Here is a 15,926-nt window from a genome sequence, read left to right on the forward strand (position 1 = left end):
TCGCAAAATATATTTTGCGAAAGCCACTTTTAGCTAATAAGCTTATTTTACTACGTATGATGCTCCAATTTCTAAAGCTTTTCTATTGATTTCAAAGAATTTTTCTTTTCCGTGATCTCTTAGAGATTGAAGTAAAGTTTCCATAGAAACTATTTGTGTCTTTGCAACTAATGCTCCTAAAAGCACCATGTTTGCAATTTGTTTACTTCCAAGGCTATCAGCTTCTGTTTGAGCTGGTATTTTTATAACTTCAATATCTTCTCTTTCAACTGGTCTTTCAACTAAGTCGCTATCTAATATTAATAGTCCACCTGGTAAAATTTCTTTCTCAAACTTATCAAGGGAAGGTCTATTCATAACAACTAGTGATGTAGGGTTAGTTACTATTGGAGAACCAACAGCTTCGTCTGAAACAATAACAGAACAGTTTGCAGTACCTCCACGCATTTCTGGTCCATAAGAAGGTAACCATGAAACATTCATATTAACATCCATTCCAGCATAAGCTAAGAATTTACCCATTGATAATATTCCTTGTCCACCAAATCCAGCAAATATTATTTCTTGTGATGCCATATTATTTCCCCTCCTCAGTTGTTGTATCTTTTTTAACACCTAGAGTATAGAATGGCATCATGTTATCTCTTAACCATCCAAGTGACTCTTCAGTTGATAATCCCCAGTTAGTTGGGCATATTGATAGAACCTCAACCATTGAAAAACCTTTTCCAGCAATGGCATTTTGGAAAGCTTTCTTAATAGCAGCTTTAGCTTTATTTACATGTGGTACATTATCTACTGATACTCTTTCTACATAGCAAGCTCCATCTAATGTAGATATCATTTCAGAAACTCTTATTGGATGGCCTTGAAGTTTAACATCTCTTCCATATGGAGAAGTTTCTGTAACTTGTCCTGGTAATGTTGTTGGAGCCATTTGTCCTCCTGTCATACCATAAATACAGTTATTTACGAAGATTGTAACTATGTTCTCTCCTCTTGTAGCTGCATGTACAATTTCTGCTGTTCCTATAGCTGCTAAGTCTCCATCTCCTTGATACGTGAATACAACTTTATCAGGATTAGATCTTTTTATTCCTGTAGCTACTGCTGGTGCTCTTCCGTGTGCAGCTTCAAACATATCACATGCAAAGTAGTCATATGCCAAAACTGAACATCCAACTGGAGCTACACCGATTGTTTTATCTATAACATTTAATTCTTCAAGTACTTCCCCTACTAGTCTGTGGATTATTCCATGAGTACATCCTGGGCAGTAATGGGTAGGCACGTCTAATAATGCTTTTGTTGGTTGAAATACTATTGCCATTATTTAGCACCTCCTATGAATTTTTTAACATTTTCAAGGACTTCATTAGGGCTTGGAACCATTCCGCCTGATCTTCCAAAGAAGAATACTGGTTTTCTTCCTTCAACAGAAAGTCTAACATCTTCCACCATTTGACCACAGCTAAGCTCTATTGATGCATAACCATGCTTAGTTTTGTCCACAGTTTTTTCAAAAGCAGCTACTGGGAAAGGCCATAACGTTATTGGTCTTATTAAACCTAATTTTATTCCTTCTTTTTCAGCTAATTTTATAACAGTCTTGCATATTCTTGAAGTTGTTCCGTATGCAACCATTATTAAATCTACTTCATTTTCACAATTATATAATTCATACTTAGTTTCATTTTCTTTTATAGCTTTATATTTTGCTTGTAATTTCAAGTTATGAGCTTCAAGACCTTCAGGTTTTAAGTATAAGGAGTTTATTACATTATGGCTAGCTCTTCCGTTTAATCCATTAGCAGCCCAAGCTTTTTCTGGAAGGTTTTTTTCACTTCTTTCTTTAAACTCTACTGGCTCCATCATTTGTCCAAGCATTCCATCTCCCATAACCATAACAGGAGTTCTGTACATATCAGCTACATCGAAAGCATCTTGTACTAAATCTACCATTTCTTGAATTGAACATGGTGCATATACTGGCATATTGAAATCTCCATGGGAACCACCTTTAGTTGCTTGGAAGTAGTCTGATTGAGCTGGTTGAATTCCACCAAGGCCTGGACCACCTCTAACTATATTAATGATAACACAAGGAAGTTCTGCACCTGCTATATAAGATATTCCTTCTGCTTTTAAGCTTATTCCAGGTGAACTTGAAGATGTCATACATCTTACTCCAGTTCCTGCTGCTCCATATACCATATTTATTGCAGCAATTTCACTTTCAGCTTGTAGAAAAACTCTACCTATTTTAGGCATTTTTCTTGAAAGATATGCTGATATTTCTGTTTGTGGTGTTATAGGGTATCCGAAGAAACATTGACAACCAGCTTGGATAGCTGCTTCACCTATGGCTTCATTACCCTTCATTAAAACTTTTTCTGACATGAATCTTTCCCCCCTATTATTTCTCCACTGTAATTACAAGATCTGGACACATTTTTCCACATGATGCACAACCGATGCACTTAGGCATATTTTCTTCTGTAACAGTAGCTGGATNNATCCTTTTACATTTAGTTCCTCAGAATAAGTTATGATTTGTTTTGGACATGCAATTATACATTGTCCACATCCCTTACATCTTTCTTCCCTAAAAGTTACCTTTGCCATAATACTTACCTCCTTATATAGAAAGTTTAGAATGTTTTATTTACTATATATTGTTTATCCGATGACTACCCGTTGTAATACGTTTACATTTTATTGTCCTATATACCTAAGGATAATACAATAAATACGTTTACATATATATAATTTATCACTTTTTAGTACAAGATGTCAACTTAGCACTTGATAATTAGTGCTAAATTGAATCTTTTTTCCATGGTGGCAACATATATATGTGAATCGGGAATATCTTTCCTGAAACTTTACCTTCCACTTCATCTACAAGTTCATCAGAACACACAGTATATGCATGAGGAATATCTAACTCTTTAGAAATCTCTGCTATTTCCATATCCCCTTTAATTATATGTTCCTTTGTAGTTTCATATGATAAGTTTGTATTAGATATTAGATGAGTCACTTTTAATCTTGAAGCTCTTTCTATATCTCTAAGAAACTCTATAGTATCTTTGTCATTAGATGTAAATGGTCTATTACCATTTATCACAAAGTACATATCATAAGGTTCTTCTCTAAAATGTTTGTTATATTGACCAAGAGCTATTGCTCCTGAATCATCTCCTCCAATATCAAAAATTACCTCATAACTTTTATCATTAAATACACTTCTAACTTCTGCTGGTACTACCATAAGTTCAGCATTAACATACTCAGGATTTGAAGATATAACCTTTATATTATATTTTTCCTTAAGCTCCTGTGTAAGATCTCTAATACAAAAATATGGATTTACTATATCTAAATCTACAAGGGCTACTTTTTTCCCTTCTTTAGCTAACTTAATTGCATAATTTATTGCTATTTCTGTCTTTCCACTTCCAAAGTGACCTGTAAAAACCCTTATTCTACTCATAGCTTCACCCTATTTATATTCCTTAGCAGCTTCTTGACCTGTTAATACTCTTAGTCCACCTTCTGCTAAAGCAAGTAATTCATCTTCACCTGGATAAACAACTACTTGTGATATAAATTCTACTCTTTCTTTAATGTATTCTACTATATATTTTCCGTATGCAATTCCACCAGTTAGTATTATTGCATCAACTTGTCCTTGTAATACTGCAGCACATCTACCTATTTCTTTAGCTACTTGATATGCCATAGCATCAAATATTAATTTAGCTTCTTTGTCTCCTTCAGCTACTCTATCTCCAACAAGTTTAGCATCATTAGTTTGTAGATAACCTACTATTCCACCCTTACCGTTTATCTTTTTCTTTATTTCATCCATGGTGTATTTTCCACTAAAGCAAAGTTTAACTAAATCTCCTACTGGAAGTCCTCCACTTCTTTCAGGTGAGAATGGGCCTTCTCCATCTAGTGCATTGTTTACATCTACAACTCTTCCTTGTTTATGAGCTCCTACTGATATTCCCCCACCCATGTGAGCTACTATAAGGTTTAGCCCCTCGTAAGAAGTATTTGTTTCTTTAGCATATCTCTTTGCTACAGCCTTTTGATTTAAGGCATGGAATATACTTTTTCTATCAATTTCTGGCATACCAGATATTCTAGCCACATCTTCTAACTCATCAACTACAACTGGATCTACTATAAAAGACGGTACATTTATTTCTGTAGCTATTTCATGAGCTATTATTCCACCTAGATTAGATGCATGTTGTCCTAAAACTCCTTGTTTTAAATCCTTAATCATAGCATCATTTACACTATAAGTTCCACCTTCGATAGGTTTTAAGAGTCCACCTCTACCTACTACTCCTGATAATTCTTTTATGTCGAAGCCTTTTTCTTTTAGTACTTGTAATATTACTTCTTTTCTAAATTCTAATTGGTCATATATTTCTTTGTATTTACCTATTTCTTCTGCTGAATGTCTTAAAGTTTCAACTAATATAGGATTTTCATCATCATATACACCTATCTTTGTTGATGTTGAACCTGGATTTATTATCAATTGTTTATGTCCCATTTTCTTCCTCCTTATTATCTTCCTGCTACTAATGATGCAAGGGCAATAGAATTCATTTTTGTCTCTGGTGAATCTGCTCTTGATGTTACTATAACNNGGTGCTGCTGCTCCCATTAATAATCCACCATTCTTAGACTCTGTAGTATATGTTAAGCATTTATAAACAGCATTTCCTGCTTCTATATTTGCCATTAATAATATATCAGCCTCTCCTGCTACTGGACCTGATATTTTTTTATGTGCTGCTGCTTCTTTTGAAAGTGCATTGTCAAGAGCTAATGGTCCATCAATTATACAACCTTTAATTTGACCTCTCTCATTCATTTTGGAAAGGTTTGCAGCATCCAGTGTAGCTGGCATACTAGGGTTTACAACCTCAACTGCACAAATTGGTGCTACCTTTGGCATGTTATTCTCAAGAGCATGAGCTACTTGAACTGCATTTTTTATAATATCTATCTTTTCTTTAAGCTCTGGATACATATTAAAAGCAGCATCTGTTACGAATAATAATCTATCATAGCCAGGAACTTCGAATATTGCAATATGTGACATCTGTTTTCCTGTTCTAAGCCCTACTTCTTTATTAAGTACTGCTCTTAAGAAAGTAGCTGTATCAACTAAACCCTTCATCATCATATCTGCTCTACCTGAAGATACAAGTTTAACAGTTTCTATAGATGCCTTGTTTACATCTTTCTCATCTATAATTTCATACTCATCTATGTTCATTCCAATTGTTTCTGCAATTTTTATTATTTCTTCCTTATCTCCAACTAAGATTGCATCTGCAATGCCATTTTTTTTAGCATCTCTTATAGCTTCAAGTACTGGTTCATCTTGTGCTACTGCTACTGCTACTTTCTTCATTGATTGAGATTTAACCTTAGAAATTACCTCATCAAATGTTTTAATCATTATAATTCCCCCCAAATGTTAATCAAATTTAACTTCATCGTCATATACCTTTGGTGTTTCTTCACCATTTAATACCCTTAATGCTCCTTCTGCAAGGGCTAACATTTCATTTTCACCTGGTACAATTTCTACAGGTGCAATAAATTTTACATCTTCAGTAATCCAGTTAGTAACTCTTTTATTATAAGCTATTCCACCAGTTAAAATTATAGCATCAATGTTACCACATAGTTCAGTAGCCATTCCACCTATTTCTTTACTAAGTTGATATGCCATAGCTCTTAATATTAATTCTGCCTTTTTATCACCTTCATCGATACGTCTATCAACTTCTCTTCCGTCATTAGTTCCAAGATAAGCTACTAATCCACCTTCTCTTGTAATTTTGTTTTTTAATTCTTGCATTGTATACTTATTGCTAAAGGCAAGATTCACTAAATCTCCTACTGGAAGACCTCCTGTTCTTTCTGGTGAGAAAGGTCCATCTTCATTTGCATTGTTGCAATCAATTATTCTGCCACCTCTTACTGGCGATACAGTTATTCCTCCACCTATATGTGCTACTACGAAATTACTTTTCTCAAAATCTAAGTTTTTATCAGCACATACTTTTCTTACTACAGCTTTAATGTTTAAAGCATGCACAAGAGAACGCCTAGATATATCTTCCATACCTGATATTCTTGTTATTTCGTCAACTTCATCAACAGCAACAGGATCTACTATATAAGATGGTATTCCTGCTTTCTCTGCAATTTCAAAGGCAATAACTCCACCTAAATTTGAAGCATGCTGTCCTTGAAACCCAACAATAAGGTCGTCTAACATCTTGTAAGTTATCTTATAAGTTCCTCCTGGCATAGGTCTTAAAAGTCCACCTCTACCTACTATAGCATCGAACTTTTCAAGTGAATAATCGTTTTCATTAAGCCAATTATATATGACTTCCGTTCTCATGTCCTTTTGTTGACATATATGAGAATACTTTTTCACTTCTTCTGCACTGTGAGATAAACTAGCTGAGGCTATACATTCCTCCCCCAAAAATACAGCTATTTTCGTAGATGTCGATCCTGGATTAATCACTAATACTTGCTTATCTTCCCTCATCACTATACCTCCACATAAATATTTATATTAGCTTTAATATTTTTGCGTTAGATTCAGAAGTATATAAAATTTACATATTTCTAAATCTTAGCAAAATTTATCCTAAAGGATAATAATCTCTAATGAGCAAAGGCTCTAAGAAATCTGTTTATCCTAAATCCTATCTTCACTTCTTGCTGCAAACGCATATCCCCGTAAAAGAAAAGAAGAATGGATAAAATAATCTTCTTAAATATTATATTATCAATGGACAATATAAATATCAAGTTTCTATTTGTTTTATTTTGGTGAATATTCTCTGATAATCTGTTCTGCCACTCTAAGTCCATCTACTGCTGCTGACACAATTCCACCTGCATATCCTGCACCTTCACCCGTTGGATACAACCCTCTAACATTAACACTTTCATAATTTTCATTTCTATTTATTTTTACAGGGGCAGAAGTCCTTGTTTCCATACCTGTTAATATTGCATCTTCTCCTGCATATCCTGGTATTTTCCTATCAAATACAGGTAATGCTTCTTTTATAGCATCTACAACAAAATTTGGTGCACAGCTTTTTAAATCTACAAATTCAGTTCCCGGAGTATATGTTGGTTTCACCTTTCCAAAATTCTTTGATACTTTGTCATTTAAAAAATCTTTTACAAGCTGAACAGGGGCATTATAATTTCTTCCTCCAACTTCATAAGCTAAAGCTTCATAACGTCTTTGAAAAGCAATTCCCCCTAATGGAGTATTCCCGTCAAAATCACTAGGGGCTACTGATACTACTAAAGCAGAATTAGCATTTATCCCATCTCTCTTATAATTGCTCATACCATTTACTACTACAGTATTTTCTTCTGATGCTGAAGCTACTACCTGACCACCTGGACACATACAAAAACTGTATATAGATCTAGATAATTTATTACTAGTATAGGTTAGTTTATAATCTGCAGCTCTTAGTTTTGGATGAGTTGCATATTTACCATATTGATTTTCATCTATCATATGCTGTAAATGTTCAACTCTAAAACCAATGGCAAAAGGTTTTGGAGATATAGAAACACCTTTAGAAAATAGCATTTCATAAGTATCTCTAGCACTATGACCTGTAGCAAGTATAAGATTATCACAAGGTATATGTTCACCTTCTACTACTATCTCAGAAATTTTACCATTTCTTATTGATATATCTTCAAGCTTAGATGAAAATCTTACTTCTCCACCATATTCCTTAATTTTTCCTCTTATATTTTTCACTACATTTTTTAATATATCTGTTCCGATATGAGGCTTTCCCATATATGTAATTTCTTCTGGTGCACCTGCTAAAACAAGTTTTTCTAGAACATATCCACATCTATGATCTTTAATTCTAGTTGTTAGCTTTCCATCTGAAAAAGTACCAGCTCCACCTTCTCCAAATTGAACATTACTTTCTGTATTAAGTATCCTATTATTCCAAAAGCCATCTATAGTTCTAGTTCTACTGTCTACATCTTCACCTCTCTCAATTATAAGAGGGTGATATCCCTTTTCAGCTAAAAGAAGTCCTGCAAATAGCCCTGCTGGTCCCATTCCTACTACTATAGGTCTACTCTCTAGCTTCTTTGTTCCAATTTCAAAATCAGCTTTATAATTATCTCCCCCTAATCTAACATCATTACTATTTACTCTAGCTATTACTTTGGCTTCATTATCACATTCAATTTCTACAGCATAATTTATTTTTATTTCTGATTTTTTTCTAGCATCTATAGATTCCTTAGTAATTTTAAAGGATTTAAAATCACTTTCTTTTATTCTAAGTTTATTAGCCACCTTTGATTTTAAGTTGGCTAAACTATCTTCCCTTATTCCTAAAACTAAATTATTTATCTTAACCGTCATTATTACCCGTCTCCTCTGTTTTGGCTTTTATGGTTATAGTTATATTTTCAGGTGTTTGGCTCTTAACTTGTACTGTATTTGGTACTCCTGCTAATTGTATCTTAACTTCATGGGAGCCTTCTGTTAAACTTTTCAAATCTACTGTAGCCTTAAGTTTGTCTTCACTGATTTTACTTAGTTCACTCTCTTCTCCTGTAATAACTAACTTTAATGTTGGAGTTGAATTTTCTAGTATAAGTTTTTCTCCCAAATTAGTATAGTTTATCGGTATATTTAAAGCCTTTTCACTAATTTTTTTAACTGTAATTTTGACTTTTACAGTTTTCTCACTATTTACACTGTGTACACCTTCCGGCATTATTAGATTTGCATCTACCGTAGTGCTTTCAGTTATATTACTAATATTTATAGGTGCTGTATTAATGCTTTTTATGTTATCTATTACTTCACTTGCACCAGCTACCTCTATACTCTTTGGTGCTGCTTCCATACTTACTATAGTTACGCCTGGTACTGCTGTTCCAGTAGTCTGTACATTTATCCCCAAATATTTTCCTTTTTTCACCTGGATTTTTACCTGTACATATTCTGGATATACAGATAGTCCAGTAACTTCCCTTTCATCTGAATCTACTAAAGTAACCTTGCAGCTTTTATCTATATCAGAACTTACATTAGTTATATCTACTTGGGCTACTGCTCCTACTACTTGATCTAAATATCTTTGTGGTCCTGAAATTTTTACAGAATTAGGTGATATTACAGAATCATCATTATAATATCCTTTCGCTACTTCACCTACAATCCCAGATGTTACATTTACATATTTATCTGCTAAAGTATCCACATCTACTTTCATTAGAAGACCATCAGAGTTTACAACAGAAACTCCAGGAATTGCTTCTTTTACTTTAACTTGAACTTTATTTTCTCCCGGGGTTAGTGCATACCCTTGAAGGTCTGCTACTAGAGTGAACTCTTTTTTATCTAAATCTTTAATTGTAGATGCCGGAGCCTTTACTGTTAAATTTATATAAAAATCTTGATTTGGTATTAGTACTAAATCTCTATCTGCAAGAGTATCTTCATTTAGTATCTTTACTGGTACATATTTTATTACACTAGTAGTGACAGGGTCTTCGCTACTACGAATATACATCCACAATACTAGTGCTGCTATTACACAACAAATTCTTATTATGATGTCTTGTCTTTTTTGCTTATCCATAGCTTTACCCTCTCTTTAAATGATTCTTTTCTATTTTGTCTACTCTTCATTATTTTAAGTAGTACATTTCTTAGTTTATCTTTATCGTAATTTCTAAGTAATCTTCCATTTATAGCTAAAGAAATTACCCCCGTTTCTTCTGAAACTATAATAGTTATACAGTCTGCTACCTCTGTAACTCCTATTCCAGCCCTGTGCCTTGTGCCTAACTGTTTATTTAACTTATCATCATTGGTAAGGGGTAAAAAACAACCTGATGCTACAACCTTATCATTCCTTATGATAGTGGCACCATCGTGAAGTGGAGTATTTACAACAAAAATATTTTGTAGCAATGCTGAAGATACATCACCATTTATTTTAGTTCCCGTGTTTATAATATCTCCAAGACCAGTCTTTTGTTCTATTATTATAAGTGCTCCAACTCTATCTTCAGCCAATACTTCCACAGCATCTACTATTTCATTAACCACACTCTTCATAACTTCTTCATCTTCATAAATTATTTTATCTACAAAAGAAGTTCTTCCAATATGTTCTAAAGCCTTTCTAATTTCAGGCTGAAAGATAATTATAATAGAAATAACACTAATTGTTAAAGTATTCTCTAATATCCAATTTAGGGTTGTTAAGTTTAAAACATCACTTACTGGTATTAATAAAAATATAAGTACAATTCCTTTTAATAATTGTTCTGCTCTTGTCTCTTTTATTAGTGTATAACCTTTATAAAATATAAAAGAAACTACAATAATGTCAATTAGAGAAAATATAGTCATTCCCTTAAAAATATTTATGAGTGCATTAAAGCTTTCCATATAGTCACCACCTAACGATAATACTATTTTAATTATACACCAATACTTCTATTTGTAATATAAATTTTAATTTTTAGAACAAAAATATTTTAATTAAATAAATGTTAATAACCACGAATATTTTAGTTTTAACTTTAATATAAAGAATTATAATATATTTTTTGCAAATACAAAGGGGGATGCTGTAAGTGAGTGAAAAAAAATTTAAAATAGACAACATAGTAATGAAATATTTATGTTTTTTTATTATAGGTATAATTTTGTTTTTTATGAGTTATGGTTTTTTCAGTAAGTTTTCTTTTAATAAAGAAGAAAGATATATTTCTAACACTATGAAATCTATATGGAAGGTTAATAATAGCTGTAAAACCCTAATAGATAATAATATAGATGTTGAAAAAGCTCTTAGTGTTTTACCCCAAATAAAAGCTGACTTGATAGATATATCTATAGATTTAAATTCAAACCCTTCTGCTAAAGAAGTAATTTCACCAGAAAACTATAAAAATTTATCTAAGGGCCTAAATGAAAATATTCTCATTATAGAGCAACTTGAAGCAATGCTGAAAAATCCTAACGGAAGTGATATTCAGCTAGCAGCTAATAATTTAAAAGCCTTCAGAGATGCTACAGAGACCTATTATGACTTAATCAATCTAAAAAAAGATTATAATTATGATTTAGGTATTCCTATGTATTCAGTAATTGATTCAACTATAGACTATTGTATATCTTCTAATAATTTAAAGAAAATATCTGATTTAAAATCAGCAGATATTACTAAATTTATTCATACTTTAAGAGAGTTAGTTATATCCCTAGATAGCTTAAAATATAACTTCTATGAAGATGTATTAAAATGTCGTAGTGGCAATATGACCTATGAACTTTTAATTTCTAATATAGATGATACTTCTGAAAAATTAGCTTCAGTACAAAATGTTTTATCTCAAATGTCCATACCTGATGATTTTTCATCACTATATAAAGATTTTACGGAAGTTGTATCCTCATATAATGATTACTTATATGAAATCAAATATGCTATTTTAACTGAAAAAGTTCGTAGAGATAGTAAGGATGTAAAGGAAGATTTTATGGACTCACTTTATGTTTTAAGTAATGAAACCTATGATAAAATAGAAAAAATGTATAAAAATTTTACTAAGGAGTATAATAACCTAAATAGCAATTACTGAAAAAGGAGATGAATTATATGAAAAAATTCATTTTGATTCTTTTACTTTTCTGTAACATCATTATTATATCTCCATATCACATAGATACCCTTAATAGAGTTAATCCTACTAGAATAGAAGTCTAATAACTTTAAAATAAAAATAGAGAGAATGGAGCTATAAAGTAGTCCATTCTCTCTATTTATGATATAAATATAAGTCTTATTTTAATATAGCCTTTATTCTGCTATTGTTATATTCTGATTTGCTAAATCTATTAGTAAGAATTTCAGCATATTTTTTTGACTTTTCTTTATCTATTCCCTCATTATTTATTGCTAGAGAGTAAAGACATTGTTCTATATATGAACCATTCTTTTCATACTTATCTACATATATCTCATAATACTTATTTGCATTTTCTATATCTTCTAAACCTTCATAGGAACTGGCCATCATAAATAGTATATGTTCATTTAGATATATACCCTCACTATATTTATAAACTAAGGTTAAGTTCTTTATTGCATTATCATACTTCTTATCTGCAATATAACTAACTCCTTTTTCATATAAGGACAATACTCCTTTTTCCTTTATTAAAGTTACTGCATTTTGAGCTATGTTCCTATCATTTATACTTAAACCTTCTATATCATATTTTTCTATGTATTTAATAATGTTTTCATAGTCTTTCGCCTTTACGTAGGATTTTAATGTACTTACATTAAAACTTTCATTTTCAATATTAGAACTCTCATTTTTTTCTATTTCTTTTTTAGTTTCATCACTTTCTGATTCTTTATGAGAATTCCCCTCTATTTTTTCACTATTTCCTTGGAAATTGTCTAAATTTGTTTTATCCTTATTAATTGCTTCATTCTTTTTTTCTTGTTTAATTTGTAACCATTGATTAGTTTTGTTGTATCCTTTAAATATTCCAATGCCTATTAATAATACAATACACACTGCAAATACACTTGTTCCTAATACCACCATAAACTTCTTAAATTTTACTCTAGTCTCTTTGGGTATAAAATTTAATTCTATTAACTGCTTTTTTAAGCTTAAAGCTTCTAGATTATATTTATCAATAGTTAATACATCTTCTATATATTTAACAGCTTTATTATGCTGACCTAATTGCATATGGCACTTAGCTATGTATTTCCAAAGATTTATACTGTTAAAATGGGAACTTTCACACTTTAGAAAACACCTCAAAGCATCTTTTACCTTAAATTCATTAAATAGATGTACCCCTTGACTAAATATGTATACATCTCCTTCATCATGTCTAGAATCATCTAAATACTTTTTAGATACCATATCTCCATTTAATTTATAGCTTAGCTTCCAAAAAGTCTTTGCTTCTTCTAATTGTCCACGAATATAATATATTAGTCCTTTTAAATTCAATGTAGGAGAATGACTTCTATCTTTGTTTAATACCTTATTACAATAATTTAATGCTTTATCTAATCTTCCATCACAATAAAAGTCCATTGCCTTTTTATAAGTCTTATTTATATTAACCATCACTTCACCACTTATATTTTATTTTATAACTTATTATATAACTTATAGTATCTATTACTATATATCTTTTTACAACTAATTTTATCATGTTATTAGTTTTATTATCAATAACTATGAATAAGAAAAAAGGTATTGCAACCTTTAGTTGCAATACACTATCTTATTCTACTTCTATTACATCTCCAAGAATATAATTATCAAAAGTTTTAGATTTATCTTCTTTATCATTCATCATGTCATCTAAATAAAGAACATATTTTAATATTAAGCTATCATCTTTTCTTGTTATAGATACAAATCGTTCTTTATCCTTAGCCGTAGCTATAAGCATTTGTTCACCTGTGGTTACGTCTAAGATTATAATACGTTCACCATTAACTAATGTTCCATATCCTAAACCATGAACTATCATAAGATGAGTATCATCATACCAACTTATTGATAGTGGTGATTGCTGACTTTCTTTCTCTGTTGCAGTATACTCATACATCTTATTTGTGGACGTATCTTTTACATAAAGTATACCTATTCCCTCTTCTATAGCCTTTTCTCCTTTACCTTCTATACTGGCTTCATATTTACCATCTTCCGTAGCTATAAATGATGTATTAAATGTCAACTCCTTAGACATAGTCACTTCTGCTTTACTATATAAGTCAACAATATTCACATTTGCTGATTTCTTTATATCATCACTAGTCTTTTCTTCATTTGATGATGTCTCTGGAACACTTTCTATAGGTTCATTACTGTTGTTTTCTTCTGCCATTTCAGATTTAACTATATTTTCTTGCTTAGTAGAATGCTCTTCCTTTCTTGATGAAGCTGCTGAAAATATTTCTTTACCATCCATTAATTTCATAGCTACAGGAGTAACTATAACCCCTAATAAAAATGTAGCTGCAATAGCTAATGCTCCTTTGTATTTTCTTTTCATTCCTCTTCTCCCCCTTGTATATTTATTTTTATCTATACTCTCCATTATTTTTTCTGTAGAGTTTTTAAAGTTAATATTTTCATAAGAAAAGGCTTCTTTAAAAGTTTTATATTCTAAAACTCCTTTGCCATAATCATCTTTACAACTTTGGCAGGTTAAAAGGTGACTCCTCATTTCTTCATCTGCTTCAGCTGACAAATTTTCTTCAATATATTCTGTTAACTTATCTTTGAACTGACTACATTTCATTGTGACTCCTCCTAACCTTACTTGCAAAAGACTTTAAATCCATCTCTTACTTTATAGTATCTCCTTTTCACAGTAGTTTCTGTAATATCTAGAATTTCACCTATATCTCTAAAAGTTAAATTCTGAGAATACCTTAAATTTAATATTTGCTTATCAACTTCATCTATAGTTTTTATATATTTATTTACATTTTCTTTTACTTCTAAATATTCTAAAGATTCTTCCGGCCCCATTTCAGAAGATGATACATTATAGGCTTCATCAATATCACTTTCATAAACCTTTCTATATTTCCTCATATAATCTATGGTTTTATTTTTTGCAATTTGCAAAACCCAATTTATAAAACTATATTTATTATTATACATATCTAATTTATTATATACAGTTATAAATACCTCTTGAGTAATATCCTCACTTGCTTCCTTCTGTTTTATCATTCCATAAATAAATCTAAGTATATTAAGCTGATATCTCTCAACTATAACTTGAAAACTATCTACGTCTCCCTTTAATACATTTCTTACAAGAATGGCATCTTCTACAGGAGCTCTTCCTTGCGATTCCTTCATCTTCTTCCCTCTCTTTATATAAATAATACGATATTAATTTAATAAAGTTTACTTTATTAATAAATTGACTAAAAATTTTACTATAATATTAGGACAGACAAATTAATATAATAAATAACATACTTATTATTATAATTCCTGCTATTAATGTGGTATTATAGGCATACTTGCCTCCATTATATTCTCTTTTTCATACATTCTTAAAAGGATCTTTTAACTTAGACATTGAAAAACCTCCTAAGTAAATAATTTACGCTCTCCTTATATGTTATCATAGTAGGACTGTAAATAAAATCTTTATTCCTACTTTGTATTGTAATATAAATGCTAATTATAATATAAATGCTAATTGCAATATAAAATAAAAAGTCTTCATTAATAATTTATAATGAAAACTTTACTATATAACTTATATTATAAATTTAGATATAATTACTTTTAATCCCTTAGCACTTTCTTCATTTCGCAACATCTGACTTTCGATCTCTCCAATATTAATGTATAAACAACTGGTCTTTTCTACAACTTCAACTATACCTGTTGCTCCTTTATTTACTGTATCACTTATATTTACCATGGAACTTGTTATAGTAGATACAACACCCTTTAATTCTTTTGCTATGTGATTAAATTTTTCTATTAACTCATTAATAATTATAGAATCTCTATTGTATTGTTCCCCCATGATGTACATTTTTTTATAGTCTTTAATTATTATATCATCTATAAATTTTAAAATCTTATTGGAGCTTATAGATAGAGTATCTACAGATTCCTTAACATTTTTAATTACCTGTTGCATATTTTCTACCGTAACTCTTGAATGTTCCGCTAAATTTCTAACTTCATTTGCAACCACAGTAAAGCCTTTACCGTACTCACCTGCTCTAGCTGCTTCTATAGATGCATTTAAAGCTAGT

15 protein-coding genes and 1 pseudogene are annotated in these 15,926 nt (G+C 31.0%); 1 reads left to right on the forward strand and 15 read right to left on the reverse strand.

The genetic code is table 11. From position 1 onward, the window contains the following. Window positions 1-42 precede the first annotated feature (42 nt). From B2671_RS04220 to cdaA, 11 genes and pseudogenes are all read right to left on the reverse strand, one after another. Complete coding sequence (locus B2671_RS04220; RefSeq protein ID WP_346869297.1) at window positions 43-576, reverse strand: 2-oxoacid:acceptor oxidoreductase family protein; 534 nt, start codon at window positions 574-576, stop codon at window positions 43-45. A 1-nt stretch (window position 577) separates the two neighbouring features. Beyond that, window positions 578-1,330 (reverse strand): thiamine pyrophosphate-dependent enzyme, encoded by a 753-nt coding sequence (locus tag B2671_RS04225; protein WP_150845908.1) that lies wholly within the window; start codon window positions 1,328-1,330, stop codon window positions 578-580. After that, the gene (locus B2671_RS04230) at window positions 1,330-2,400 is read right to left on the reverse strand and encodes a 3-methyl-2-oxobutanoate dehydrogenase subunit VorB (RefSeq protein WP_346869298.1); all 1,071 of its coding nucleotides are present in this window, start codon (window positions 2,398-2,400) and stop codon (window positions 1,330-1,332) included. Before B2671_RS04230 ends, B2671_RS04225 begins: the two co-directional genes overlap by 1 nt. A 33-nt stretch (window positions 2,401-2,433) precedes the next feature. Then, on the reverse strand, window positions 2,434-2,625 hold the full coding sequence (locus B2671_RS04235; protein WP_346869299.1) for a 4Fe-4S dicluster domain-containing protein: 192 nt from the start codon (window positions 2,623-2,625) through the stop codon (window positions 2,434-2,436). Between the two features lie 193 nt (window positions 2,626-2,818). After that, window positions 2,819-3,496, reverse strand: coding sequence for an ATP-binding protein (locus B2671_RS04240; protein WP_346869300.1), 678 nt, complete (start codon window positions 3,494-3,496; stop codon window positions 2,819-2,821). A gap of 9 nt (window positions 3,497-3,505) precedes the next feature. Then, window positions 3,506-4,576: a butyrate kinase gene (gene buk / locus B2671_RS04245; RefSeq protein ID WP_346869301.1), complete on the reverse strand. Its 1,071-nt coding sequence runs from the start codon at window positions 4,574-4,576 to the stop codon at window positions 3,506-3,508. A gap of 14 nt (window positions 4,577-4,590) precedes the next feature. After that, a pseudogene (gene ptb, locus B2671_RS04250) lies at window positions 4,591-5,494 on the reverse strand (phosphate butyryltransferase). A gap of 18 nt (window positions 5,495-5,512) precedes the next feature. Then, window positions 5,513-6,604 carry a butyrate kinase gene (gene buk, locus B2671_RS04255; RefSeq protein WP_346869302.1) on the reverse strand — a complete coding sequence of 364 codons (1,092 nt, stop codon included), beginning with the start codon at window positions 6,602-6,604 and terminating at the stop codon, window positions 5,513-5,515. A 279-nt stretch (window positions 6,605-6,883) separates the two neighbouring features. After that, a complete protein-coding gene (locus B2671_RS04260; RefSeq protein ID WP_346869303.1) occupies window positions 6,884-8,485 on the reverse strand; it encodes an NAD(P)/FAD-dependent oxidoreductase in 1,602 nt (533 codons plus the stop codon). After that, complete coding sequence (locus B2671_RS04265; RefSeq protein WP_346869304.1) at window positions 8,475-9,713, reverse strand: CdaR family protein; 1,239 nt, start codon at window positions 9,711-9,713, stop codon at window positions 8,475-8,477. The genes B2671_RS04260 and B2671_RS04265 overlap by 11 nt, the downstream gene beginning before the upstream one ends. Continuing rightward, complete coding sequence (gene cdaA / locus B2671_RS04270; RefSeq protein WP_035133386.1) at window positions 9,683-10,531, reverse strand: diadenylate cyclase CdaA; 849 nt, start codon at window positions 10,529-10,531, stop codon at window positions 9,683-9,685. Before cdaA ends, B2671_RS04265 begins: the two co-directional genes overlap by 31 nt. 188 nt (window positions 10,532-10,719) lie before the next feature. On the opposite strand from cdaA, the gene B2671_RS04275 reads away from it, so the two are divergent. Then, window positions 10,720-11,730, forward strand: a complete 1,011-nt coding sequence (locus B2671_RS04275; RefSeq protein WP_346869305.1) for a hypothetical protein — start codon at window positions 10,720-10,722, stop codon at window positions 11,728-11,730. A 201-nt stretch (window positions 11,731-11,931) separates the two neighbouring features. On the opposite strand, the gene B2671_RS04280 is transcribed toward B2671_RS04275, so the two are convergent. The 4 genes from B2671_RS04280 to B2671_RS04295 form a co-directional block, all read right to left on the reverse strand. Beyond that, entirely contained in the window at window positions 11,932-13,248 is a 1,317-nt protein-coding gene (locus tag B2671_RS04280) for a tetratricopeptide repeat protein (protein ID WP_346869306.1), read from the reverse strand. A gap of 160 nt (window positions 13,249-13,408) precedes the next feature. Beyond that, the gene (locus B2671_RS04285) at window positions 13,409-14,434 is read right to left on the reverse strand and encodes a DUF4652 domain-containing protein (RefSeq protein WP_346869307.1); all 1,026 of its coding nucleotides are present in this window, start codon (window positions 14,432-14,434) and stop codon (window positions 13,409-13,411) included. Window positions 14,435-14,451: 17 nt separating this feature from the next. Next, complete coding sequence (locus B2671_RS04290) at window positions 14,452-15,006, reverse strand: sigma-70 family RNA polymerase sigma factor (RefSeq protein WP_346869308.1); 555 nt, start codon at window positions 15,004-15,006, stop codon at window positions 14,452-14,454. A 409-nt stretch (window positions 15,007-15,415) separates the two neighbouring features. After that, on the reverse strand, window positions 15,416-15,926 hold a 511-nt coding region (locus B2671_RS04295), incomplete at its 5' end, for a methyl-accepting chemotaxis protein (RefSeq protein ID WP_346869309.1).

Origin of the sequence: Clostridium sp. UBA5119 (assembly GCF_002414285.1) — a bacterium.
Taxonomy (GTDB): Bacteria; Bacillota; Clostridia; order Clostridiales; family Clostridiaceae; genus Clostridium_J; species Clostridium_J sulfidigenes.